This window comes from Aquimarina sp. KJ22-3 (assembly GCF_055808215.1).
This window is the reverse complement of the sequence record NZ_CM147859.1, coordinates 4261335-4285237: the sequence shown is the minus strand read 5'-3', so window position 1 is coordinate 4285237 and position 23903 is coordinate 4261335. Positions and strand designations below refer to the sequence as shown.

25 protein-coding genes and 1 pseudogene are annotated in these 23903 nt (G+C 36.1%); 4 read left to right on the top strand and 22 right to left on the bottom strand.

Annotation, left to right across the window (positions count from 1 at the left end):
* Positions 1 to 57: 57 nt before the first annotated feature.
* The 7 genes from AC0L3Q_RS19890 to AC0L3Q_RS19860 all read right to left on the bottom strand — a co-directional run bounded on the left by AC0L3Q_RS19890 (position 58) and on the right by AC0L3Q_RS19860 (position 6634).
* Entirely contained in the window at positions 58 to 621 is a 564-nt protein-coding gene (locus AC0L3Q_RS19890; RefSeq protein ID WP_473282268.1) for a TetR/AcrR family transcriptional regulator, read from the bottom strand.
* Between the two features lie 81 nt (positions 622 to 702).
* On the bottom strand, positions 703 to 1551 hold the full coding sequence (locus AC0L3Q_RS19885; RefSeq protein WP_473282266.1) for a glycosyltransferase family 2 protein: 849 nt from the start codon (positions 1549 to 1551) through the stop codon (positions 703 to 705).
* A 14-nt stretch (positions 1552 to 1565) separates the two neighbouring features.
* Positions 1566 to 2093: a methyltransferase domain-containing protein gene (locus tag AC0L3Q_RS19880; protein ID WP_473286977.1), complete on the bottom strand. Its 528-nt coding sequence runs from the start codon at positions 2091 to 2093 to the stop codon at positions 1566 to 1568.
* 79 nt (positions 2094 to 2172) lie between these two features.
* Positions 2173 to 3231, bottom strand: a complete 1059-nt coding sequence (locus AC0L3Q_RS19875) for a 3-oxoacyl-ACP synthase III family protein (RefSeq protein ID WP_473282264.1) — start codon at positions 3229 to 3231, stop codon at positions 2173 to 2175.
* Between the two features lie 123 nt (positions 3232 to 3354).
* Positions 3355 to 3720, bottom strand: coding sequence for a group III truncated hemoglobin (locus tag AC0L3Q_RS19870; protein ID WP_473282262.1), 366 nt, complete (start codon positions 3718 to 3720; stop codon positions 3355 to 3357).
* A 62-nt stretch (positions 3721 to 3782) separates the two neighbouring features.
* Positions 3783 to 6113 carry an aminomethyl-transferring glycine dehydrogenase gene (gcvP, locus tag AC0L3Q_RS19865; RefSeq protein ID WP_473286975.1) on the bottom strand — a complete coding sequence of 777 codons (2331 nt, stop codon included), beginning with the start codon at positions 6111 to 6113 and terminating at the stop codon, positions 3783 to 3785.
* Positions 6086 to 6634, bottom strand: a complete 549-nt coding sequence (locus AC0L3Q_RS19860) for a hypothetical protein (RefSeq protein ID WP_473282260.1) — start codon at positions 6632 to 6634, stop codon at positions 6086 to 6088. The genes gcvP and AC0L3Q_RS19860 overlap by 28 nt, the downstream gene beginning before the upstream one ends.
* Before the next feature lie 136 nt (positions 6635 to 6770).
* On the opposite strand from AC0L3Q_RS19860, the gene AC0L3Q_RS19855 reads away from it, so the two are divergent.
* Entirely contained in the window at positions 6771 to 7598 is an 828-nt protein-coding gene (locus AC0L3Q_RS19855; RefSeq protein WP_473282258.1) for a UbiA prenyltransferase family protein, read from the top strand.
* On the opposite strand, the gene AC0L3Q_RS19850 is transcribed toward AC0L3Q_RS19855, so the two are convergent.
* From AC0L3Q_RS19850 to AC0L3Q_RS19820, 7 genes are all read right to left on the bottom strand, one after another.
* Complete coding sequence (locus AC0L3Q_RS19850; protein ID WP_473282256.1) at positions 7587 to 7847, bottom strand: hypothetical protein; 261 nt, start codon at positions 7845 to 7847, stop codon at positions 7587 to 7589. The genes AC0L3Q_RS19855 and AC0L3Q_RS19850 overlap by 12 nt on opposite strands.
* Positions 7848 to 7922: 75 nt before the next feature.
* Positions 7923 to 8177 (bottom strand): hypothetical protein, encoded by a 255-nt coding sequence (locus AC0L3Q_RS19845; RefSeq protein WP_473282254.1) that lies wholly within the window; start codon positions 8175 to 8177, stop codon positions 7923 to 7925.
* 5 nt (positions 8178 to 8182) lie between these two features.
* Positions 8183 to 8737 carry a sigma-70 family RNA polymerase sigma factor gene (locus AC0L3Q_RS19840; RefSeq protein WP_473282252.1) on the bottom strand — a complete coding sequence of 185 codons (555 nt, stop codon included), beginning with the start codon at positions 8735 to 8737 and terminating at the stop codon, positions 8183 to 8185.
* 75 nt (positions 8738 to 8812) lie between these two features.
* Positions 8813 to 9292: an SRPBCC family protein gene (locus AC0L3Q_RS19835; protein WP_473282250.1), complete on the bottom strand. Its 480-nt coding sequence runs from the start codon at positions 9290 to 9292 to the stop codon at positions 8813 to 8815.
* Positions 9293 to 9296: 4 nt separating this feature from the next.
* Positions 9297 to 10178 (bottom strand): SAM-dependent methyltransferase, encoded by an 882-nt coding sequence (locus AC0L3Q_RS19830; protein ID WP_473282248.1) that lies wholly within the window; start codon positions 10176 to 10178, stop codon positions 9297 to 9299.
* Positions 10179 to 10188: 10 nt separating this feature from the next.
* Positions 10189 to 10629 carry a hypothetical protein gene (locus tag AC0L3Q_RS19825; protein ID WP_473282246.1) on the bottom strand — a complete coding sequence of 147 codons (441 nt, stop codon included), beginning with the start codon at positions 10627 to 10629 and terminating at the stop codon, positions 10189 to 10191.
* Between the two features lie 94 nt (positions 10630 to 10723).
* A complete protein-coding gene (locus AC0L3Q_RS19820; RefSeq protein WP_073316760.1) occupies positions 10724 to 11227 on the bottom strand; it encodes a GbsR/MarR family transcriptional regulator in 504 nt (167 codons plus the stop codon).
* Positions 11228 to 11401: 174 nt separating this feature from the next.
* Here AC0L3Q_RS19820 and AC0L3Q_RS19815 point away from each other — a divergent pair, with 174 nt between their 5' ends.
* On the top strand, positions 11402 to 13927 hold the full coding sequence (locus tag AC0L3Q_RS19815) for a M20/M25/M40 family metallo-hydrolase (protein WP_473282244.1): 2526 nt from the start codon (positions 11402 to 11404) through the stop codon (positions 13925 to 13927).
* Between the two features lie 61 nt (positions 13928 to 13988).
* On the opposite strand, the gene AC0L3Q_RS19810 is transcribed toward AC0L3Q_RS19815, so the two are convergent.
* From AC0L3Q_RS19810 to AC0L3Q_RS19800, 3 genes and pseudogenes are all read right to left on the bottom strand, one after another.
* Positions 13989 to 16010, bottom strand: coding sequence for a M3 family metallopeptidase (locus AC0L3Q_RS19810; RefSeq protein WP_473282242.1), 2022 nt, complete (start codon positions 16008 to 16010; stop codon positions 13989 to 13991).
* Between the two features lie 597 nt (positions 16011 to 16607).
* Complete coding sequence (gene purE / locus AC0L3Q_RS19805) at positions 16608 to 17093, bottom strand: 5-(carboxyamino)imidazole ribonucleotide mutase (protein WP_473282240.1); 486 nt, start codon at positions 17091 to 17093, stop codon at positions 16608 to 16610.
* 45 nt (positions 17094 to 17138) lie between these two features.
* Positions 17139 to 18295, bottom strand: a pseudogene (locus AC0L3Q_RS19800) (5-(carboxyamino)imidazole ribonucleotide synthase).
* A gap of 154 nt (positions 18296 to 18449) precedes the next feature.
* Here AC0L3Q_RS19800 and AC0L3Q_RS19795 point away from each other — a divergent pair.
* A complete protein-coding gene (locus tag AC0L3Q_RS19795) occupies positions 18450 to 19559 on the top strand; it encodes an adenylate kinase (protein ID WP_473282238.1) in 1110 nt (369 codons plus the stop codon).
* Positions 19560 to 19628: 69 nt separating this feature from the next.
* Positions 19629 to 20627, top strand: coding sequence for a GTPase ObgE (obgE, locus tag AC0L3Q_RS19790; RefSeq protein WP_473282236.1), 999 nt, complete (start codon positions 19629 to 19631; stop codon positions 20625 to 20627).
* Between the two features lie 13 nt (positions 20628 to 20640).
* On the opposite strand, the gene AC0L3Q_RS19785 is transcribed toward obgE, so the two are convergent.
* From AC0L3Q_RS19785 to AC0L3Q_RS19765, 5 genes are all read right to left on the bottom strand, one after another.
* Positions 20641 to 21093, bottom strand: coding sequence for a carboxymuconolactone decarboxylase family protein (locus AC0L3Q_RS19785; RefSeq protein WP_473282234.1), 453 nt, complete (start codon positions 21091 to 21093; stop codon positions 20641 to 20643).
* A gap of 78 nt (positions 21094 to 21171) precedes the next feature.
* Complete coding sequence (locus AC0L3Q_RS19780; protein WP_473282232.1) at positions 21172 to 21747, bottom strand: Crp/Fnr family transcriptional regulator; 576 nt, start codon at positions 21745 to 21747, stop codon at positions 21172 to 21174.
* Between the two features lie 95 nt (positions 21748 to 21842).
* The gene (locus AC0L3Q_RS19775; protein WP_473282230.1) at positions 21843 to 22268 is read right to left on the bottom strand and encodes a nuclear transport factor 2 family protein; all 426 of its coding nucleotides are present in this window, start codon (positions 22266 to 22268) and stop codon (positions 21843 to 21845) included.
* A 76-nt stretch (positions 22269 to 22344) separates the two neighbouring features.
* A complete protein-coding gene (locus AC0L3Q_RS19770) occupies positions 22345 to 22779 on the bottom strand; it encodes a MarR family winged helix-turn-helix transcriptional regulator (protein ID WP_473282228.1) in 435 nt (144 codons plus the stop codon).
* Between the two features lie 80 nt (positions 22780 to 22859).
* A complete protein-coding gene (locus AC0L3Q_RS19765; RefSeq protein WP_473282226.1) occupies positions 22860 to 23903 on the bottom strand; it encodes a strictosidine synthase family protein in 1044 nt (347 codons plus the stop codon).

Below are 23903 nucleotides of genomic sequence, written 5' to 3'. Positions count from 1 at the left end.
TTTATAGTTTTAAGTTAATATTGAACAGACAAGTCTGTCTTTTTTTTGATAAAAAAATTATGCTACTAAACTTCTGCAAAGTGACAGGCCAGTCTCGATAGGCCATTTGCTTTGATGTAGTTTACTTTCTGAAATCGCACTTTCGTACAATAAATAAATCTTTCTTGCTAATAGTTCTTCTTCTTGATCAGTAGCTTGGCTCAAATTTTTATTGATTAAAGCCTTAATAAATTGGATAAATTCTTCTTTTTGTTTCTGAATTTCCTGTTGCACTCTTTCGCTTCCATGCGGGAGTTCTGCAATGGTATTTAAACACCAACATCCATTAAAATCCTTCTGATCAAAGAATTTCTGTAAAAACCCAAACAATGCATACAATTGATCCTTACCTTCTTCAGCTTGATTTACAAAATCTTTGATGTCTTTGGTAAAGGTGCTGTTCTTATATTGAAGATAGGCAAGGCAAATATCTTCTTTTGAAGCAAAATGATTATACAAAGTAGCTTTGGCAATGCCTGCTTCTTTGATAATTTCATTGATTCCGGTTAGATTATATCCGTTACGATAAAACAGGTTAGATGCGGTTTCAATAATATGTTGCCTAATTAATGAATGTTTCATGGTGCAAACATAGATAAAAAACAGACAAGTCTGTCTGATTTTGTTTAATTTTAACATTTTTTAGGCCCAGAAGAAGAAGGGTTAGAGTAGTTTTTTTCTAATTTTTTTCCATCGTAATGCACGGACAAACTTACCTTCGTTGGCAGATATGAGATAAGTTTTCTTTTCTTTTTTGGCTTTAAAAAAGCCCATGATATAATCTTTGATAAGAATAGGTCGCTTTTTGAGCAATGCTAACTTTATTGAGGCAATTAGGGTAATCCAAAACCCATAACGCATTCGGTAAAAGGCTTCTCCTTGTTTGTATTTTGCTTTGGGATTGTAGGTGTTTCCAGTTGGTTTCAGATGTTTTACTGCTAAATGTTCATCAGTTTTGATCTCCCAATTATGATATTGTGCTAGCAGTTCGTCTATGGTGTCCCAACCCATTGCTGTCTTTAATCCGCCAATATCTGTAAAGCAGTCTTTTCTATAGGCTTTAAGGGCCCCACGAATATGATCTTTGTTGGTTAAATTCTCTAGTACCCATTCTTCATTTTTCTGAATAAAACAAAAACCTCCTACCATACCAATTTGAGAATTGGATTCGAAATGAGAGACCATTTTTTCTATATAATTGTCGGGAAAAATCAAATCGGCATCAAATTTACAGATGATATCGTAGTCCTGATCTAATGTTTCATATCCGTTGTAAAAAGCATTGATGACTTTGCTACCTGGTAAATGAAGTTCTGAAGCCGAGGTTTTTATTTGAGTTATGAAGTTATATTTTTCGGTATAACCATTAACGATGGTTTCAGTATTGTCACTGGAATTATCATTTACTACAACGATTTTCTTGGGTAGTAATGTTTGCGAAACCAAAGAATCCAAAGTTTTGGCGATAAAGCGTTCTTCGTTATGAGCAGGTATGACGATATAAACCTTCAAATTTTATTGATTTTTTAATCTGTTATCCTTTCTGCATAAACCATATAATAGCGTGGAGTAAAAAGTCGTAGCAGAGGTCTGAATCCTATTTTTTTTACCGGATGTGTCCATTTTTCCCTTGCAATGATCTTCCAACCCGCCTTTTCTAATAACCAATCAAATTGCCAGTCTTCGAATTCGTGATAGTGTCGGTCCCAGGGATCAGTCTTACTGCGGTATGCCGGAGAGAACCACAGTTTCAATGGAATAGAAGCAACTAATTTGTTAGCCTTTATATCTCTAAGCACATTAAAAGGTGCTATTAGATGTTCAAAAATTTCGAAAGCCGTTACCATATCAAAACCCTCATTTATAACTGCTGTTGTATCAAGATCCAGATCTTCGCCTGTGGTATTCGCGACTGCGTATCCTTCTTTTTCCATGAATTCTACAAAAGGGTTTCGTACCCCAAGATCCAGAATGTTGGAAGGGGCAGGGGTGTGATTCCGTAAGAATTCTAGCGTTTTTTGATATCGTTTATGAGGAAAAGTTCCTTCGTACATAGTAATAAGTGCATTATTGCCTGTAAAAATAGACAATTACTAAGATTAGCTGCACTTGTTCTTATAATTTTATCAATATCTAATGCTGATATAGAAAAGCATTAATGTTCATTCCGGCACCAACACTGGCAAATAGTAAATAATCACCTTTGTTAATGGTTTGATCGTCAATTTTATTATTTAGAATAAGATCGTAGAGGGTAGGAATAGTGGCTACACTACTATTACCGAGTTTTTGAATGCTCATCGGCATCACATTTTCAGGGACTTCTTTTCCATAAAGCTCATAAAACCGTTTTACAATGGCTTCGTCCATTTTTTCATTAGCTTGATGGATAAGTATTTTTTTGATATCACCAATACCAACATCCGTTTTATCCAAACAAGCTTTCATCGCTTTTGGGACATGATTTAGGGCAAATTCGTAGATCTTTCTACCGTACATTTTGATGTATTTGTTGGGGTCGGTAGTATTTTGATTATAGGTTTTTCCGAAAAACAGAAAGTTGGCTTCTTCCAAAGTGTAGGATGCGCTTATTGAAGAAATGATTCCTCCTTTATCTTCGGAAATCTCAATTATTGAAGCTCCAGCACCATCAGAATAAATCATAGAATCCCGATCATGTGCATCGATCACTCGGGATAAAGTCTCTGCCCCAATGACGAGGCATTTTTTAGCCATTTTACTTTTTATAAACGACTGTGCTTGTATCACACCTTCAATCCAACCAGGACAACCAAATAATAAATCATAGGCAACACAATAAGGGTTTTTGATTTGTAATTTGTGTTTTACTCTTGCTGCCAAACTAGGAACTGTATCGGCTTGCGAAGTATTTTTGTCTACATCGCCAAAGTTATGAGCTACAATGATGTAGTCCAGAGTTTCAGGGTCAACTTTTGCATCTTTTATGGCTGCTTTTGCGGATAGAAAGGCCAGATCAGAGGTGTTTTGTTCTTGAGAAGCATATCTACGCTCTTCAATACCGGTGATTTTTTTGAATTTTTCAATGACCACTGAAGTTGGATGATGTATTTCGGTACCATCTGCGTTCAAAAACTGATGACTTAAAAAATCCTCGTTTTGCTCTATTAGTGCTGGTATGTAGCTTCCTGTGCCGGTTATCTTAATGTTCATTGTATTCCTTTTCCTGTTGAATACATAAGATAGGTAATACAATCTTTTTTGCTATGCATGCATAATAAAAATTACGATGCCCAACCTTAGGTTTTTGCATGAAAACCTTTGATAATTTGCTTTTTACTGCATTTTTATACGCATTACAGTAGCGATAGAAAGCGCTCTCGTTTTCATCAGGTTGGCAAGGTCTCCTTCGAAGTTTTGATCAATAGCTTTATTGAATAAAGCAAGCCAAGTTTGAAAATGAATTTCTTCAAACTTCTTTTTGTCATTAAGATCTAAATGGATTTGTAATACATTTTTTTGATAGCGCCCTTTTCTGAATAATTGTTGTTCCCAAAAATCTGTAATTTCTGGTAAATGTTCTTCAAGATGTAGACGAGCTATTTTGGTAAAGAAGTCTCCGATTATAGGATCAACAAGTGCTTCGGTATAGAAAGTTTGCATTATGTGCTCAATATCTTGTCTTGAAGAAATATCTCTCATTATGTTGGTATTAAAAAAAGAGGCAACAAAAAGTTGCCTCCTTTTACTATCTAAACTTTTAATTAAGCTTCTGCTTCCATATATTCTTCGATAGGAGTACAAGTACAAATAAGGTTGCGATCTCCGTATGCATCATCTACTCTTCGTACCGTTGGCCAGAATTTATTATCCGCAACATAAGATAGGGGATAAGCCGCTTGCTCTCTGCTATACGGGAAATCCCATTGATCTGAAGTAAGCATTCCCATAGTGTGAGGTGCATTTTTCATCACATTGTTTGGGTTGTCCTTGCTAGCTTCAGCGATCTCTTGACGTATGGATATCATAGCATCGCAGAAACGATCTAGTTCTGCTTTACTTTCACTTTCTGTAGGCTCGATCATTATGGTTCCTGCAACAGGGAAGGATACCGTTGGAGCATGAAAACCATAATCCATTAATCGTTTTGCAATATCGGTAACTTCTATTCCATTTGCTTTAAAAGGTCTGCAGTCAACAATCATTTCGTGTGCAGCTCTTCCTCGCTCACCAGTGTATAATACATCATAATGCCCATCCAAACGCTCTTTGATATAGTTTGCGTTAAGAATAGCATACTCGGTAGCTTCTTTCAAACCTTTGGCTCCAAGCATAGTAATGTATCCGTAAGAAATCAAACAAGCCAATGCAGAACCCCAAGGGGCACTAGATATAGCTGTTATTGCTTCTTCTCCTCCTGTTGGTATAACAGGATTACTAGGAAGGAATGGTGCCAGTTGTTTTGCAACACAAATTGGACCTACTCCAGGGCCACCTCCTCCGTGCGGAATAGCAAATGTTTTATGTAGATTAAGGTGACAAACATCGGCTCCAATAGCTCCAGGGTTGGTTAGTCCTACCTGAGCATTCATATTGGCTCCATCCATGTATACTTGTCCTCCATTATCATGAATGATTTTGGTAATTTCTTTAATTGCCGATTCGTATACACCATGAGTAGAAGGATATGTAACCATAAGCGCAGCTAAGTTGTCCTTATGCAGAAGCGCTTTTTCTCTTAAATCATCAACATCGATGTTTCCTTCTTCGGTAGCTTTGGTAACCACTACTTTCATTCCAGCCATTACAGCTGATGCCGGGTTTGTTCCGTGAGCTGATGAAGGAATCAAACAGATGTTTCTATGATGATCGTTACGAGATTCGTGATAAGCACGTATCACCATAAGGCCTGCAAATTCTCCTTGAGCACCAGAGTTAGGTTGCAACGAAGTAGCAGCAAAACCTGTAATCTCGTTAAGTTGATCTTCTAGCTTTTTAAGTACGATCTGATAACCTTCAGCTTGATTGAGCGGAGCAAATGGGTGAATGTTCCCCCATTGCGGATTGCTTAACGGCAACATTTCTGAAGCAGCGTTAAGTTTCATTGTACAAGAACCTAGAGGAATCATAGAATGATTCAAAGAAAGGTCTTTACGCTCTAACTTTTTGATATAACGCATCAACTCCGTTTCAGAGTGGTACGTATTAAATACTTCATTAGTCAAAAACTCAGTATCTCTCTTGACAGTTACATCAAAACCAGTTGTAACATGCTCATCAATAGCAATCGTTGCTGTGCCTTTTGCTTTGGCAAAGATGGCAATGATGGTATTAATATCTTTTACTGTGGTAGCTTCGTTGATTGAAATTGAAACCGTATTCGCATCAGGATAATAAAAGTTTACTTCATGCTCCACGGCGATTTGCTGAATTTCTTTTGCATCAGCAGCAATACGGATAGTATCAAAATAGGCAGTATTAAGCTGTTGATACCCTAATTTTTCTACTGCAACACTCAATTGAGTAGTTAGAGTGTTTACTTTGTTTGCAATATATGTTAATCCTTCCGGACCATGGTAAACCGCATACATACCTGCCATAACAGCCAGGAGTACCTGAGCAGTACAAATATTAGATGTAGCTTTGTCCCGTTTGATATGTTGTTCTCTGGTTTGCAACGCCATTCTTAGCGCTCGGTTGCCATCAGTATCTTGAGTGACTCCGATAATACGTCCAGGGATATTTCTTTTAAATTCTTCTTTTGTAGCAAAGTATGCTGCGTGTGGTCCTCCGTATCCTAAAGGAATACCGAAACGTTGTGTAGTTCCTACTACCACATCTGCACCGATACTTCCAGGAGATTTTAGCATTACCAAACTTAGAATATCAGCTGCAACAGCTACTTTTATTTCAGATTGATGTGCTTTTTCTATAAAACCGGCATAATCATATACCTGTCCCGATTTACCAGGATATTGTAGAATAGCACCGTAAAAATCTTCAGAGAAATCAAATTGCTGGTGATCACCTATTACTAACTCGATACCTAATGGAATTGCACGGGTTTTTAATAGAGAAAGCGTCTGAGGTAGAATTTCTTCGGAAACAAAAAACTTGTTGGTTCCATTTTTTTCTGGGCTCTAGAACGTACCGCAAAAAGCATTGTCATCGATTCTGCCGCCGCTGTACTCTCATCCAGCAGAGATGCATTGGCCAATTCCATACCTGTAAGATCACAGATCATGGTTTGGTAATTCAATAATGCTTCTAATCTTCCTTGTGCGATTTCGGCCTGATAAGGAGTATAAGCGGTATACCATCCCGGATTTTCGAGAATATTACGCTGAATAACAGCTGGTAAACAAGCTTCGTGATATCCTAAACCGATATAGGATTTAAAAACTTTATTTTTTGAGGATAATTTCTGTATGTGAGCAGAATATTCTTGTTCACTCATCGCAGCATCCAGATTCAATGGATTTTTTAAAAGAATATCATCAGGAACAGTTTCATATACCAGTTGTTCCATCGAATCAGCTTTGATAGTGTTTAACATGCTGTCCAGATCCTTCTCTGAAGGGCCTATATGACGCAGTTTAAATGAGTCAGTTTTCATAGCTAAAAAAACAGTTGAGATTCAGACGGCAAAAGTACATATTTAATTGCTAAAAATTTCACAATTAATTAACTCGACCGTGCCAAGTTTTTAACCATTTTCGAGTGTTATTAACAGATTACCCTAAATTTACAGTGTGAAAACCTTAAAAAGCCTATTTCAATTTTATATTAACGGTAGTATTCATGTTGCATTAGCTATTTGTGCTTTGGTACAAATTACCTTTATAAAGCTCGGTGTTTCAGAACGCTATGCTTTTCTTCTTTTTAGTTTTTTTGGAGCTATAGCAGCCTACAATTTTGTGAAATACTCAAAGGTTTCCAAATTGTATCATAGACGATTAAACAAGTCTATGAAGGGTATTCAGATACTTACCTGGGGATCACTTTTGGTATTTTTATATCTCGCTTTTGATGTTTCCAGAGATACTTTATTGTATATGATTCCCTTTATTTTGTTGACAGTGCTTTATACGGTTCCGGTTTTTCCAAATAAAAAGAACTTAAGGAGCGTAGCAGGAATCAAAATTTTTATCATTGCTATCGTTTGGGCGGGGATCACAGTTTTGGTGCCTCTAACTTATGCCGAGGAGGCTATAAGTTTTGATATGTCCATAGAAATGATACAGCGCTTTTTGTTTATCGTAGTGATGATGCTTCCTTTTGAGATAAGAGACCTGGAATATGATGATGAGAAGCTAGTAACTGTGCCTCAAAAAATCGGAATTACCAAGACCAAGGTGTTCGGGAGCGCCTTACTAGTGTTGTTTTTATTACTAACTGCTATTAAAGATGAATTGTCTCCGATAGAAATCTTAAGTACCATTTTGGTCACTACCATCAGTTTATTGTTTCTTTGGGGAACGGATAAGAAACAATCAGAATATTACTGTTCTTTTTGGGTAGAAAGTGTTCCGGTAATGTGGTTACTTATTTTGCTGATACTAAAAGAACTATTTGCTTAACTCTTTTTCCAGAAGCTTTTTCATTTCTTCCTTTTGAGAAGAGCTTATAGTTTGTACTTCAGCTTTTTTCATTGTTTTGGTAAGCTTGGTATTCCTTCTTGAATATGCTCTGGTTACCTTGCAATATATCAAACGTATATTAAGTTTGATAACTTCCATGAACGAAGCCTCTCCATACTGATTTTTGTCACAGATATGTTTTGCTTCCTCACAGGATACAAATAGTCTATTTGATGTAGAAGTGCTCATTACAATTTTTGTTCTTTTTTTATTTTAGGGGGCGTTTGTTATATAAAATCTACATTCTTTCTGGGGGAAAGAATCTTATTCACTCATTTTTTGTTTTAGTCGTTCTTTCATAGCATTCTTTACATTTTGTTCCATGCTAATTACTTTAGGGTCTTTTACCAGCTTACTTAATTTATTATTGTTAGCAGAATACTTTCTACAAGCTCTACAATATATAAGATGTAAATTCAGCCTTATTTTTTCCCATAAAGTGGCTTCTTTATACTGATTTTTGTCACAAAAATGATTTGCATCAGAACAGCTTACAAAAATTTTGTTTCCCTTTTTCATTTTACTTAAAACCAATCTTTTTCAAGGCATTCAGCCATGGCCGTACGAGCACGATGGATGATTACCCACAGGTTAGACGCGGTTATATCAAATTCATTACAAATGGCTTCTGTATCGAAACCTTGTATCGTTTTCATTTTGAAAATGGAAGCTTGCTTTTCAGGTAATTTTCCTAAGCAATTATGGATTGCCATCCCTAATTCTTCATTCTCAATATCACCTTCTGCATTTTTGTCAAAAGGATCAGCAACACGTTCTTCCAGCCAATCACCTTCGGTTTCACTATCTCCGGTGTAGTTGATTCTAACCTCTGCCTTACCTTTATTACTATTAATCTTTCTATAATGATCAATAATTTTTCTTTTCAGTATCGATATCAGCCAGGTGCGCTCACTAGCTTCACCTTTGAAGTTTTTCATTGATTTCAGGCCTGCAAAAAAAGTCTCTTGAACCAAATCCTGCGCTATTTCCTTGTCATCAACTCTTACGATGGTGTAGTTAAACAGATAATCACTGTATTTATCAACCCATGTAGTGGGGTCTATGGTGTTTGTTGACATGATCGTATCTATTGTTGTATTCACCAAAAATAGGATAAAAAGTTGAATATTAATATATGCTTTACAGAATGTGTATTAAGTAGTTGTTTTTATTTCAACCTTACAGTTTGTTTCTAAATAAAATTTTAGAGATTGATTGCGTTTTTTAAGGAATTGAGTTAAGTGTTTTTTTAATAAAAAATAATCGAAAATACGTCCTACTAGACCATAGGGAACATCATATTCTACAATGTCGGTCATGAGAGTACCATTTGCTACTTCCTTAAAATGATGTTGATGTTTAAAGTATTCGAACTTTCCCTGCAGCATTTCGTCAGTAAATGAATATGGATAATTGAATTGAGAAATAACGCTTTTGTGGTGTAGGTGAAAACCAAAATGTTTCCCTCGCCAAGTTACAGTTTCGTGCAGTTCTATTAATCCAGATGTTCTTCCTGCTATAGCTTTTTCATTTGTTTGTTTTGCAGAAAGCATATGAAAATCAATATTTCTCGATAGATCAAAAACCTGGTTGATGGGCGAATGGATCAAAGTTTTAAATTGCAATTTGGTCATCTTTTTACTTTTCTGCAGTTATGATATAATATCCAAATGATTTAAAATGTAATCCGGACAGTAAGGCAAACAAAGAGCCTTTTAAATTTTTAATGCTTTGTGGTTTTAAGGGTTGTTTTTTGAAAAGCTTTTTTAGCATAAAACCGGTTATAGCAAACGGCACATGCAAAACGGAAGGTGCGACTCGATGGGAGACGTTGTTAATTGTTATTTTAGAGAATCCCAATTCTTTCAAACGGTTTTGTACTTGTTGAATACTCCCTAATCCTTGTAGACTCCATCCTTGACAAAGTTGTTCGTAGCAATAATTACTTCCTATACATAACTGGGTTTCTTCTTTTTTAAGAAAAGCATCTGCTATTACTAATCTAGCACCTGGTTTTAGTATACGATGAGCTTCTTTTAATGCAAGGTAGTTATGTCCAGAATGACATAAGCTTTCTATAGCATAAGCAGCATCTACAGAATTGTTTTTGAAGGATGTATTATGATAGTTTTCTTCAAGAATAAGTCCGTTCATATTGGTTAATCGCTTGTTTCCCTCTCTAACCTGAAAAGGGGATAGGGTGATCCCTATGATACGTAGCAAGGGGTATTTGCGCAGCCCATATCGCATAGTGCCGCCTATACCACATCCTAAATCCACTACCAAAGAATTACGTTTAGGAACTTGCAATCGATCAAATACCTGGCGGTTCATTTCGTTAAGCATAGTATCTCTTTTCAATAGACTAGTTTTGAATGGGATATAATATCCAAAGTGCATATTGAAATCTTTACTCCAGAATTCATAATCCTCTGTGGCTTCGTCATAAAAAGTAGTGATATTCTGCTTTGAAGCTGATCGTTTTTGTCTTAGTCTTTCTGCAATGGAAATGGTGCTCATAATATTGAATTTAGATGTTAAAATACCCAACACAGTTATGGATAAGTAATAGTGTATTGACAATGGCGAATAGTACGAAAAGACAATTCATAAAATAACTCCCTATTTTAAAGATCGTTTTCTGAGGGATATCATACATAGGGTAGTAGGCAACCTGAGTGGCTACTTTTCCTATCCAGTACGCTGCAATAAGTCCAGTTAAAGCTATTGCAAGTACAGATTGTTCTTTAAGATGTGTTGTTAGTAGTATAGCGATTAGTCCAAAAGAAAAGTTTAACCCTTGAATGTACCTGCCATAGGTCTTTGCGATTTCTTGATTTAGGGGTTTTAGTTGTTTCACATCGTTGTACCAATCAAACACCTGATGACGGATGTATGGGTAGATTAACGCTGTGAATATTTGACCACCTCCTGCTACGATAATGATCCAGTTTGGGATATATGCTTCCATGTTTTGTTAATTTTAAATTTTCAAAAAATATTGAAACTTATATTGAAAAATAAAAGGAGATTTACCCTCCTTTATTTGAGATATTAGTATTGTTTTACTTGACTAGTTTTACCAATGCTTTTGTAATCCAGTTGTTTCCTTGGCCCACCACCTTGTTCATCATAATATCTAGCGTCTCTGCCATTTCGTGTAATGCTTTGGTTTGCTTAATCAACTCTTTAGTTTTATCGGTGCCATCATCCTTGATGTTTGAAACATCATTCAAAATCTTGATAGTCGGTTGTAGCTCTCTTCGACTTCTTTCTTTAGCAATTTGTCGTGCCAATTCCTGAACGTCTTTTTCTGAGGTGAAGAACTCTTTGCGTTCTCCAATTTTGTTTTCCTTAAAAACGATTCCCCAGTCCATCAATTGACGAAGGTTCATACTGGTATTTCCTCTAGAAATATGCAGTTCTTCCATGATATCTTCCATAGAAAGTGGTTCTGGAGAAATTAATAACAACGCATGGATCTGTGCCATGGCTTTGTTGATTCCCCATAAGGTTCCTAATGAACCCCAGGTCGAAATAAATTTACTTTTTGCGTCATCGTATTTCATAGTACAAATATACAAAAAATATCAAACTTTCAAAAAATATTGAAAGTTTGGTGATGTGAAAGCTTCTTTCAAGAATTTTTCTAGGTGAATACAGTTATTATTTTGCGGCTCCCCCGTTTTTGTTAAATGCTGATTTTGTGTAAGTTATACTACTAACACAAACTCGTATTTATAATGAAAAAATTAAATCTAATTATTTCAGCAGTATTGCTGTGCTTACTCTTTTCGTATAGCCATGCACAACAAACCAATGACATGTTTTTTGCTACCATGCAAACTAATGATGCGAAAGAACTATTATTGAATCATCCAAATGACATTCAAATTCTGAAATCTGCCAATGGCTACAGCGCTGTAAAACTCAGTGATAAAGCTGCAGAAGAGCTACATCACAAAGTATTGGTACACGGCCCTGGATTTGTTTATGAAAGCTCGGCCAAAAAAGCCATCGCGGCAATTGGGGCTATCTCCAAAATGTCGAATACCGTTCAGCAAAAGATGAGTTACGCTATTACTCAAGATGCTTTGGTAAGGCAAAGTCTGGATTTGGTGAACAATCTTAATATTGCTGATCAAATTCAGGAGTGGGAAAATTACGGCACACGTTATCATACCACCAACACTGCACGACAAGCTATTTTGGACCTAAAAACCAAGTGGGAAAGTATTGCAGGTGGGCGTAGTGATGTTTCGGTAAGAGTAGTAGAACACACAAGTACTGCAATGCCATCGTTGGTAATGACGATCACCGGTTCAGAAAAACCTGATGAATTTGTTGTGCTGGGTGGACATGCAGATTCTACCGCTGGAGGCAACAATGCAAATGCACCAGGAGCAGATGATAATGCCTCTGGAATTGCAACTATTACTGAAGCAGCTCGTGTATTGTTTTCTATGAATTTTACACCCAAAAGAACGATCGAATTTATGGCATTTGCCGCAGAAGAGGTTGGATTAAGAGGATCTAGAGAGATTGCCGAGGACTACCGAAGTCGTAATGTTAATGTGGTGAGTTATATGCAGCTGGATATGACCAACTACAAAGGATCTACAAATGATGCTTTTATTTCTACCGATTCTTATAATGATGATACCTTAAATGATTTTATGATCAGTTTATTGAATCATTATAATGCTTCAGGCACCCACAGAATCACTTACGGTACTTCTCAATGTAATTATGGATGTTCAGACCATTATAGCTGGGCACAAGAAGGATACCCCGTTACCTTTCCTTTTGAGGCAAGGTTCGGAGAACACAATCCCCACATCCATACAACAAGAGATACCTTTGATCGATCGCCTACCCCAAATGCAACACATGCAGCCAAATTTGCTAAGCTTGCTCTGGAATATTTAATAGAAATTTCCAACGGAGTATCTGGAGGACCAGGAGGTGGAGATACATGTGCTACTAGTATCACCACTTACCCGTATCAACAGGGTTTTGAAAGTAATGTAGGAAGTTGGACCCAATCTGCTAGTGATGATTTGAATTGGACAGTAGATAGCAATGGAACACCTTCTAATGGAACAGGGCCAGGCAATGCTGCAGAAGGTTCTTCGTATATTTATGTAGAAGCTTCTGGAAATGGAACAGGCTTTCCGAATAAACGGGCTATTCTTACATCCCCTTGTTTTGATTTGGCAGCTTTGTCTTCGGCAACTTTTAGTTTCAAATATCATATGCAAGGAAGTGCTATAGGAAACCTTGCAGTAGAAGTAAGTGCAGATAATGGGACATCATGGACAAGTGTATTTGCTCAATCGGGAGATCAGGGGAGTGCCTGGAATGATGCTTCTGTTGATCTTGCTTCCTATATCGGGTCAACGATACAGTTGAGATTCAATACCGTTACAGGAAACAGTTGGCAAGGAGACGTTGCGGTAGATGATGTAAAATTAACTGAGTCTGGTGTTGACCCAGGTCCTGGTAACTGTACGGCTTTAAATTTTAATGATTTTACGGTTTCCTCATTCTCTAATCAGGACAATGCAGGTGATTTTTCTGTTGTTAATGGTGGATCAGGGTTGTCTTTACAAAATAATACCTGGAAATCTATAGCATATGATTATGTGGTAACCGCATCGACAGTTATCGAATTTGAGTTTAGCAGTACTAATCAGGGAGAAATTCATGGAATCGGTTTTGAAGATGATAACAGTTTGACCTCTTCTAGATATTTTAAAGTGCATGGGTCACAAAATTACGGAGTGACTAATTATGACAATTACTCCAGCGGGACTACAACATATACCATTCCTGTAGGTACTTTTTATACAGGAACCATGAATCGTTTGGTGTTTGTTAATGATAATGATGCTGGAAGTGGTAATACTTCTGTGTTTTCTAATGTGAAAATATATGAAGGTTCTTGTTCGGGTGCTTTAAAAGAAAGGATTGACTTTGGAGATATTACTCCAGTTTTGGGAACAGAAGGCGAGGGAATTTTGGCAGCAGTAAAAATTACTCCAAATCCAACTACGGATAGCTTTACCATCAATATGCCTACGAAAGTTTCAACTGCCGTTCATGCTTCGATACATACGCTATTAGGCAGAGAGATCAAGCATATGGAGTTGACTTCTGGTACCAATACAATTTCTGCCAAACAATTATCTCTACAAGCGGGAGTGTATTTGATCATTCTGGAAACCAAAGGAGAGGATTCTTTGACACAAAAAATAGTAATTCAATAAGGTCTAGAGCATAAAAAAGGTGCTTCAATATTTTTTGAAGCACCTTTTCTATATAGTGTAATTACTTTACTAATCCTGCTCGCTTTAACAAAGCTTCAGGTTTAGGTTCTTGTCCACGAAACCGCTTATATAACTCCATAGGGTTTTCGGTTCCTCCTTTGGATAAAACATGATCCTTAAAGCGTTTGGCAATTTCTTGGTTAAAGATTCCGTTTTCCTTAAAATATTCAAATGCATCAGCATCCAATACCTCTGCCCATTTATACGAATAGTAGCCTGCGGAGTATCCTCCTTGAAAGATATGTGAAAATGCCGTACTCATACAATTTTCTGCTACATCAGGGTACATTGATGTTTCGGCAAATACTTTTTTCTCGTGTGCTTTTACATCGGTAATTTCACTTGGATCCTGAGCGTGCCAAGACATATCCAGTAGTCCAAAACTTAATTGTCGAAGAGTTGCCATACCCTCCATAAAAGTGGCAGATTCTTTGATTTTCTGTACCAACTCCATCGGGATTACTTCTCCGGTTTCGTAATGCTTTGCGAACAATTCCAGAGTTTCCTTTTCGTAGCACCAGTTTTCTAGAATTTGACTTGGTAACTCTACAAAATCCCAAAATACGCTAGTTCCCGAAAGACTAGGATACGTAGTATTGGCCAGCATACCATGTAGCGCATGACCAAATTCATGAAACAAGGTAGTTACTTCATTAAACGTAAGTAAAGAAGGTTTACTAGGTGTGGGTTTGGTAAAATTACACACTATCGAAACATGAGGTCGTATATTCTTGTCATCTGCTCTCATTTGAGATTTGTACGAAGTCATCCAGGCTCCATTTCGCTTACCAGGTCTTGGATGAAAATCTGCATAAAAGAGAGAGATGAAATTGCCGTCAAGATCAAATACTTCGTATGTTTTTACTTCGTCGTGATAACGATCTATAGTATTTACTTCTTCAAAACGAAGTCCAAATAATTTGGAAGCCACTTCAAACACTCCGTTGATTACGTTTTCAAGCTTAAAATAAGGCTTCAGTTTTTCGTCGTTAAGATCAAAAAGTTGTTGTTTTAACTTTTCAGAATAATAGGCTCCGTCCCATTTTTGCAAAGCGTCTATGCTATCTAATTCTTTTGCAAAATTGGTTAATTGTTGAAATTCTCTTTCGGCAGCAGGTTTTGCTTTTTTCAGAATGTCATTAAGGAAGGAGAATACTTTTTCGGGTGTTTCTGCCATTCTTTCTTCCAATACAAAATGAGCATGAGAATCATATCCTAATAGTTGTGCTCTTTGATGTCTTAAATTCGCAATCTGTAAAACAATATCCTGGTTGTCTACATCGTCATTTTTGAAGCTTTTGGATCCAAAAGCTATAGAAAGTTTTTTACGAAGTTCTCTATTATCGGCATATGTCATAAAAGGAACATAACTGGGATAATCCAAGGTAAATAACCAGCCTTTTTTATCCTTAGCTTCTGCCATGGCCTTTGCAGCTTCTTTAGCTCCATCAGGAAGTCCTGACAACTCCGATTCGTTTGTAATAAGCATTTCAAACTTATTGGTTTCTGCAAGAACATTCTCTCCAAATTGTAAACTTAATTTAGATAGTTTCATATCAATATCCCGTAGTTGTGCCTTTTTGTCTTCAGGAAGATTAGCTCCATTTCTAGAAAATGACTTATATCTTTTCTGAAGCAAGGTTTGCTGTTCAGGAGTAAGGTTAAGTGTATCTTTTTGGTTATAAACAGCTTCTATTTTTTTGAATAGGTTTTCGTTTAATGAGATGTCGTTGCTGAATTCAGATAGCAAAGGTGAGGCTTCTTGGGCTATTTTTTGGATGTCTTCATTAGTCTCAGCACTGTTTAAGTTAAAAAAGACACTAGTCACTCTATCCAAAAGTTGACCACTGTAATCCAAAGCTTCTATGGTATTGCTAAACGAGGGTTCGTCTGTATTATCAACGATAGCGTCAATTTCTTTTCGGGCTTTTGAGATTCCATTCTTTATAGCAGGAAGAAAATGTTCGGATTTTACTTTTGAAAAAGGCGCTTGGTCAAAATATTCTAATAAAGGATTATTCATTATTAATTATAATTTCTTGTTGTACATTCTTATCAAGGCCACTCATCGAAAAAGAGTGTATTTTATCGATAAATGTGGGATTGATTTCATCAATTTTGGCTTTCACTAACCTTTATTCACCTAGTTTTGGATTAGGTTTATTAGTGATGGTCTTGTAATGAATATAGCTACATTATTGTATCAGGGGTATGGATGTTAATAATTGTTTTTCATTACGTAGACCAAATATATTGAAAGAGCTGCAATTTTTTGCAGCTCTTTTTATTTTATTAGTATGGTTTTTACTTGTATAAAGCAAAAAAATTGTATGCTTTTTCGATCAAATTAAATTTTAAAGATCTATTTATATGGATTTTATCGATAAAATAGGTGTTTTATCGAAAATTGTTAATAAGTTTTCATTACTTTTATTGTGTAATCAAAGTAAGGTTTTACCTTTGTACTAGGTTTTAAGAGTATGGTCTTACGATGAATTTTTTTGTGTAATATATTTAAGTTGGTTAATAAATATTGTTATATTCCTTTGTAAGACCTAATATTTAAAAGAGTCACTGAAAAGTGACTCTTTTTTCATTTGCGAAATATTAGGTGTAAATCTTATTTCTTTATGTCCTTTGCTCCTTGGATAACTTTTTGTTTTAAACCTTCTTTGTAAACTAATACTTTGTCTAAAACACATTTGTCTTGTGATCCAATAATTTGTGCAGCCAAAATACCAGCATTGAGTGCGCCGTCTAGCGCTACCGTAGCCACTGGAACTCCACCTGGCATCTGAAGAATAGATAACACAGAATCCCATCCATCAATAGAATTTCTGGATTTTACCGGAACCCCAATTACAGGAAGTGGAGAAAGAGAGGCGACCATACCTGGTAGATGTGCAGCTCCACCAGCACCTGCAATAATCACATTGATACCTCTGGTATGAGCATTTTTTGCATAATCAAATAGTTTTTCTGGTGTTCGATGTGCCGAAACGATATCAACTTCTACTTCAATATCAAAACCTTGTAAAACTTCTACTGCCTTTTCCATAACGGGCATGTCACTGGTACTGCCCATGATAATTCCTACCTTGCTCATTGGTTAATTCTGTTTGCTATTATTAATAAAAATGCTTTTTAAAATTTATTTACTAATTACCTTGATGGTGTTTTTTACTTTTTCAGCAATCTTTCTAGCTTCATTAATATCTTCATTGATAATGGTAACGTGCCCCATTTTTCTAAACGGTCTCGTTTGCTGTTTGCCATAGATATGAGGAGTAACACCTCTCATCTGCATTATTTTTTCGATATTTTCATACTCAACGTCTCCGGCGTAGCCTTCGGCACCCACCAAATTAACCATAATTCCGCCAACAATACTTTCTGTGGCTCCAAGAGGTAAATCTAGAATTGCTCTGATATGCTGTTCAAATTGATTGGTGTAACTCGCTTCGATACTATAATGGCCACTATTATGAGGCCTTGGTGCTACTTCGTTAACTAGAATTTCATCTTCCTGGGTCTGAAACATTTCTACTGCCAAGATCCCTACATGTTCAAAAGATTCAGAAACTTTTTGAGCTACAGCTATCGCTTTTTGAGCCACTTTATCATCAATTCGAGCAGGGCAGATCACATATTCTACCTGATTTGCTTCGGGGTGAAATTCCATTTCTACTACAGGATAGGTTTTAATCTCCCCACTTGGGTTTCGCACTACAATAACAGCCAATTCATTTTTGAAATTAACCATTTCTTCTGCAATACATTCTACATCAGGTAATTTTGCTAGATCTGCACCAGTCTTTATAATAGACACTCCTTTACCATCATACCCCCTTGCGTACTTTTCCATACAAATGGAAGCCTGATTTTGTTATTGGTAATCCCTTCCGCCAAATGTGCTTTATTAGAGAATACTACAAATGGAGCGGTAGGGATATGATATTTTTGATAAAATAACTTTTGCCGTCCTTTGTTTTGAATATTTTCTAGTGTTTTTGCACTTGGGTATACCTTTTTTCCTTCTTTCTCTAATTGTGCAAGAGCTTGAATATTTACGGTTTCAATTTCGAAAGTAAGTATGTCTACCTTTTTTCCAAAATTGTATACAGTATCGTAGTCCATTAGACTACCCTGTTGAAAGTGATCACAACCCACTTTGCAAGGTGCCTCTGGATTAGGGTCAAGAACAAATGTCTTGATATCATATTTTCTGGTTTCATACAACATCATCTTTCCTAATTGTCCTCCTCCCAGAATTCCGAGCTTAAATTTTGACGAAAAAAAGTTTGTCATTATTGGGGTATTTTTTGGCTTAAAAACGCAAAAATAATTTTTTCAGAAGGATTTACCATAATTATAGCGGTTAAATAGTGTAGTCAAAGTGTATTTATCATTATCTTTGCCGCTTTAATAAAAAAGGAAGATCACCGAAACCTAAAAAGATAGCATGATTACGTTGCACGATCTACAATTCGTTCCATTTATTGCTGAAGATCAAATTACTACGGCAATAGACGAGCTATCTGAAAACCTTAATCAAGACTTTGAAGGCAAAACTCCATTGTTTATTGGGGTGCTTAACGGAGCATTCATGTTCTTTTCTGAAGTGCTCAAAAGATATAAAGGTGATTGCGAAGTTAGTTTTGTAAAGCTGGCTTCTTATCAAGGTACGCAAACTACAAACAAGGTACAGGAACTCATAGGATTAGATGAAGATGTGTCTGATAGAACAGTAGTGATTCTGGAAGATATAGTAGATACAGGAAATACCATAGAAGTTCTTATGCAAATGTTGAAGGATAAGGGTTGTAAAACCGTTAAGATTGCTACCCTATTTTTTAAAGAAGAAGTATATACCAAAGAGATTACCATCGATTATGTTGGGATCACAATCCCAAATCGATTTATCGTGGGATATGGTCTGGATTATAATGGACTAGGTCGTAATCTTACAGATGTTTACCAATTAAAAATGAATAAAATGACAAATTTAGTGCTATTCGGTCCTCCGGGAGCAGGAAAAGGAACCCAAGCTGAAGTTTTGAAAGAAAAATACAACCTGGTGCATATTTCTACCGGTGATGTGTTTCGATACAACATCAAAAATGCAACCGAATTAGGTACACTGGCTAAATCATATATCGATAAAGGACAATTGGTTCCTGATGAAGTAACGATTAATATGCTGAATGCTGAAGTAGAAAAAAATCCTGAAGCTAATGGTTTTATTTTTGATGGTTTCCCAAGAACCGAAGCACAAGCAGATTCGTTGGCTACATTGTTAGAAGATAAAGGATCAGAAGTAAGTGCTATGATTGCTCTAGAAGTAGATGATGAGGTATTGGTAAATCGATTATTAGAAAGAGGAAAAACTTCTGGAAGAGCGGATGATGCAGATGAAAGTGTAATTAGAAACCGTATCAAAGTATATTACGACGAGACTGCAATCCTGAAAAACTACTATCAAAAACAAAGTAAGTACTTTGGTGTGGATGGAGTTGGAGCTATCGAAGAAATTACAGATAGACTAAGCAAGACTATAGATAACTTATCATAGTTTTATAAAGATATAAAAGGTATACAAATAGATTAACGATCCTGATCTGGAAAGATTAAGTATTGAATTATGACTGAAGGGAATTTTGTAGATTACGTAAAACTACACGTTACTTCCGGAAACGGAGGTAAGGGATCTGTGCATTTGCATCGCGAAAAGTATATCCAAAAAGGTGGACCCGATGGTGGAGATGGGGGTAGAGGAGGACATATTGTCTTACGTGCAAATTCTAATATGTGGACCTTATATCACCTCAAATTCAAAAGGCACTTTAGAGCTGGACATGGTGGGCACGGTAGTAAAAATAGAAGTACCGGAGCTGATGGGGAAGATATCTTTATAGATGTTCCGTTGGGAACGGTGATCCGAGATACCGAAACCCAAAATGTAATCACCGAAATTACAGAAGATGGTCAAGAGTACATCGTGGCCGAAGGAGGAATGGGAGGTAGAGGAAACTGGCATTTTAAAAGTGCTACCAATCAAACTCCCAGATATGCTCAACCTGGTATAGAAGGGCAGCAGCACGATATTACTCTGGAGTTAAAAGTATTGGCAGATGTGGGATTAGTTGGTTTTCCGAATGCAGGTAAATCCACACTTTTATCTGTGATTACGGCAGCAAAACCTAAGATTGCAGATTATGAGTTTACCACACTAAAGCCTAATCTTGGAATTGTTGAGTACAGAGATTTTCAAACTTTTGTGATGGCAGATATTCCTGGAATTATTGAAGGGGCTGCCGAAGGAAAAGGTATTGGACATCGATTTCTACGTCATATAGAACGCAATTCTACCTTATTATTTTTGATTCCTGCAGACGCTCCGGATATCAAGGAGCAATATGAAATTTTACTGGATGAGTTGCGTAGATACAATCCAGAACTTTTGGATAAAGAACGACTTATTGCCATATCCAAATCTGATATGTTGGATGACGAACTACAAGAAGAACTGAATGCAGAACTTGATGAACAACTGAAAGTTCCATATTTATTTATTTCTTCAGTTGCTCAAAAAGGACTGCAAGAGTTAAAAGATCGACTTTGGAAGATGCTAAATGCTTAAATATATAATACGCTTAGGATTGAGAAGCTTCAGGTGTCATTAGTGTAGCTCTTCCTATTCGATTCCATGTATTTATTGCACAAACGGCCATGATGATATCCGCGACTTTGGTAGCATCAAAATGATCCATTGCTGTTTGGTAAAGCTCGTCACTCAATCCCTGTTGCGAAATCATTGTAATTTGCTCGGTCATTTGTAGGATGATTTTTTCATCTTCAGTAAAAAATGGAGATTCTTCCCAGACCGATAAGGCATGTATGCGATATTGTTTTTCTCCATTGTCAATGGCATCTTTGATATGCATTTGTAGGCAATAAGCACAACCGTTAATTTGGGATGCTCTTATTTCGATAAGCAAAAATTCTGCTGGTGATAATGTGCTATTTTTTAAGTATTGGTGGAGATCAAATAAAGGTTGATATGCTTTTGGTGTAATCTGATTGATATTAATTCTTTCTGTTTTCATGTCGTTATATTTTTTAAAATACACTACAAAATTCGAAAGGTAATACCAGCCAAAAATTAATCTAGTTCAAGAAATATATCACTTTTTTTTACGTGCTCTTATTTTACTTAAAAATTCTGGGGTAAAACCAAGATATGAGGCTAACATATATTGAGGGACACGTTGCACGAATTTTGGATTATGCTCACAAAAAGAATGATATAATTCTTCTCCCGAAAGGCTGTACATAAATTTGATCCGCCTTTGATCGGCTATACGTACTTTTTCATGTATCATTCTGAAGTATTGATTAATTACGATAGATTCCTGTAACAAAAGATCTAATTTTTGTTTGCTGATTTTGAGTACGATTGAGTCTTCTGCGGCTTGTATATGAAGTTCGGAAGGGCGATTGTGGATCAAACTATCAAAATCTGTGATCCACCAATCTTCGATACCAAAATTGATTACTTTTTCTGCTCCACTATTATGTGTAAAATAAGATCGAAAACACCCTTGGACAATGAAGTATAGATGTAAACAATACTGTCCCTCTTTGATTAGATATTGCTTATTGGAAATCACTTCGGTTTCAACAGCATCCAACAGCAACTGAAGCTCTTTTTCCGAAGGTTTTACAAATTTGAGAACATGGTCACGTAGCGAAGTTAACATGAAAGAAATAGTATCTGATTTACCCTTTAAAAATAGGGTTTTTCTGACAATCAAAAAACACCCTGAGGATCATCCAACAGGGTGTTTTTTTACTATTACAAAATAATGGGTGTGTCGCTAATAAGTTTCCATGATCCTTTTTCGGTTTTGATTAGATCCATAAGAGAAACAAAAGTGGCTTTTTTGCCTTTAAGTACCACTTTGGCGGTAGCTACGTTTTCATTAACAATTATGTTTTTGAAGCTAACCTGGCGTTGGTCTCCTCCCCATTCTTTACTTTTTATCTTTTCAAGATAAACCGATCGAGGGACTATGGCCACTTCAGAACTTCCAAAAAGCCTATTCATTACTACCCGATAATTTGAGTCAAGGTGTTGTTCTAAGGTCTGAACGTCATTTTGATCTCCTGCCTTGGCAAAGGCAAGTACAGTGTCCTTAATTTCTTTTTCATCTGTGGATTGAGCCTGCAAAGGTGCGTTTGCAAACAACACAATCAATCCAATTAAAATGGTGTTTTTCATTGTATACGAATTTTTAAGTTAATATTTAATCATGTTAAATCAATTGTTGATATATCAATTTTAAAATCAAAAAAAACTAGCTCATGTTTCTCTGTATTTTTAATAAAATCGTTCTCAAGGATTCAATTTCATCAGAACTAAGTCCTTCAATACTTTTTCTTCTATGCGCTTTGATCATTTCCATATTATTTTTTACGAAAGTGTTTCCTTGGATTGTAAGTTCGATATGGTATTGTCTTCGATTATTAGGTATAGGGTTTCTCTGTATAAGCTGTTTTTTCTCTAGAATATCCAGTGTTCTTGTGATCGAAGCTGGATCTCTGAGGGATTTATCCGCAAGTTCTCTTTGCGAAATAGGTTGTGTTTCTTCTATTATTTTTAGTAAAATCCATTGTTCAATAGTGATTCCCAGCTTTTTTTGATCAAATTCTCGCTGGGAGTATTGTTTCGAAATTTTACTGGTCTTGTCAATTTGAAACAAAATTACATTTTCAATGTCTTGGTTCTTCATAACGTAAGGAATGATTCAAATATATAAAAATTGTTGATATATCAATAGTTTATTCTTGAATTTAACTTTATGATATTGATCTAGTTCTTTAGAATCAAGAATTTATTATCCATTACATTGCCCGTTAGAATCATATCCTGAAAAGGAGTGGCTACCGAAGATCCGGACATCAAATCGCCTTTATCTACAAATATACTTTCTGTAGTATAATTTCCTTTTTTACGATATGTTACTTTGATGATTTCTGAAGGAGCTGTGGTTTTGTTTCCTTTGGCATATGCTTTAAATCTTAGCAGGTTTGGGTGTCCTGCCGTCCATAAATTCCCTTTGGGATCAATTTCTACATTATCTACTCCAGTACCACAGGGGATATCTTCAGTAAAAGTTAAGGTCCCGTCTTGATTTCTAGAATATACCTTAATTTCAAAACCTCTGGGAGAAGCTACATACAACAGGTTTTTGCTTGGATCAAAGTTAATCCCGTTGGCATAAGCGATTCCATCGGCGACTTCAATAAAATCGGTCCCATCAAAATAAACTACATTCGAAACCGACAGTCCTAGGTATTCTTCAAAAAACTTTCCCATTCCCTTGGTATACCCATGATCATTTGTAAAATAGAATCGATTTTGATCAATCAATACAACATCATTAGGGCTAATCATGGATGGATGTGAATATGTTTTTTCAAACACCAAGCTATCACCCATTAATCTGAATTTTTCTATAGAGTGTCCATTTTTGGTATGATTTACCGCAAGAATAGTATATACTCCATCTTTTTTGAACATAGAAACCCCATGTGGAGCAAAAGGTTTAGAAAAGGATTTGCTGAGATGAATAGTGGTAAACGAATTGTTCTGTAAATCTAATTTATAGAGTCCGCCTGATTCTTCTTCGGTTGGAGGGTAGATATTTCTTTTTGTAGAAGAAACAAGCGCAAAATTATCAGTATGGCTTATGGTAATATCTTCTGCACCTTGCAAGGGTATTTGTTTTAGTACTGAACCCTCAAAATGATTTTCCACAGTTCTAAAAAATCCTGTGGATTGTAGTGTGTAAAAAACATAGCCTAGAAATACTATCAATACAAGAAGAGCAATTTTAACAGATCTACGTCGCAT